The organism is Streptomyces klenkii, from assembly GCF_003626645.1.
Classification (GTDB): Bacteria; Actinomycetota; Actinomycetes; order Streptomycetales; family Streptomycetaceae; genus Streptomyces; species Streptomyces klenkii.
In genome coordinates this window covers 1-1274 of sequence record NZ_RBAM01000109.1, presented here as the reverse complement: position 1 = coordinate 1274, position 1274 = coordinate 1, and the positions used below count along the sequence as shown (strand labels likewise).

Here is a 1274-nt window from a genome sequence, read left to right as displayed (position 1 = left end):
CTACATCGACCGGCAGGGCTCCGGCCGCGCCTACGCCGCACGCGCCACCCGCGCCGCCGTCGCGCTGATGACCATCCGCGGCGAGATCAACGCCGCGGTCGGGCACGACTTCTCCCCCACCTCCCCCTACCCGCTCCTGGTCCTGAACCTCGACGAGTTCAACGGCCTGTGCGACGACTCCGAAGAGGGCCAGGAGATCGCCCGCAACGCCGTCTTCATCGCCGAACGCGGCCGCAAGTACGGCGTGGGCGTCCTCTTCGCCGGCCAGACCCTCGACCTCACCCGCATCGGCGGCGACCGCTCCCTGCGGGAGCAGACCCGCTCCGGCACCGGCATCATGCTGCGCACCGTCTCCGGTATCTCCGACCGCCAGGCCACCGAGGGCATGCTGCCCGAGGGCGTCTCCCTGGCCACGATCCCCACCGTCATCGGCGGCGGCCTGACCCTGGCGGACCGCATGAACGGGCTCACCAAGGCCCCCGCCCGCGGTGCGTCGACCTCCGGCATGGGCCACGTCCTCACCGGCGGCGCCGCGCCCCGCATGATGCGCGCGCTGTATGTCCACCTGCCCAAGGACGGCACCGGCCACGGCCTGGGCGAGATCTTCCCGGAGGGCGGCGGCGTGAACACGCTCACCGACCGGGAGATCACTGCCCTGGGCCCCCTCTACGAGGACTGGGACGACACCGCCGCCGACCACGACCTCGGCGACGAGTGGGCTCCCGGCACCCCGGCCCCCGCCGAGGAGGCGGCGCTGCCGCCGCTGTTCAGCCCCGCGGCCGCCACCGTCGCCGACCAGATCCTGGCCGCCGTCACCCGCCCCATGACGACCAAGGAGATCCGCGCAGCAGTCGACGCGAAGTACGGCACCATCCGCAACTGCCTCTCCAAGCTCGTCAACGACGGCCGCCTGCTCCAGGTCGACCACGGCGCATACGCCCCGGTCGGCTGGACCGAATAACCCCCGCGGCAGAAAGGCCAGCACGCCGGCCGCAGCCAGTTCTCAGGTATCCGCATCCCGCCCGCCGGGGCGCGGGCATCCTGAGGGACATGGAGTTCGAGTACGAGTGCTGGCGCTGCTGGGCGACGTGCTTCGTCTGGGGAAAGCGCGTCGCGTCGTTCTGGCGCGAGAAGTTCCGGCTGCCGCCCGACTTCGAATGCTGGAACTGCGGTGCCATCAACGACCTCACCGACGACGACTAACCCGCAACGCGAGGGGGTCCGGTCCAACCAGGGCCCGGACCCCGACACGATCACCGCCCAAGGGCGCTGCC

At 71.8% G+C, this 1274-nt stretch carries 2 protein-coding genes; both read left to right on the top strand.

Translation table 11 applies throughout. The annotated features are described in order from the left end of the window. A partial coding sequence (locus tag D7231_RS36770; protein ID WP_158673901.1) for a hypothetical protein occupies positions 1-961 on the top strand: 961 nt, incomplete at its 5' end. Between the two features lie 89 nt (positions 962-1050). Further along, positions 1051-1203, top strand: a complete 153-nt coding sequence (locus tag D7231_RS36765) for a hypothetical protein (RefSeq protein ID WP_158673900.1) — start codon at positions 1051-1053, stop codon at positions 1201-1203. Positions 1204-1274: the final 71 nt, after the last annotated feature.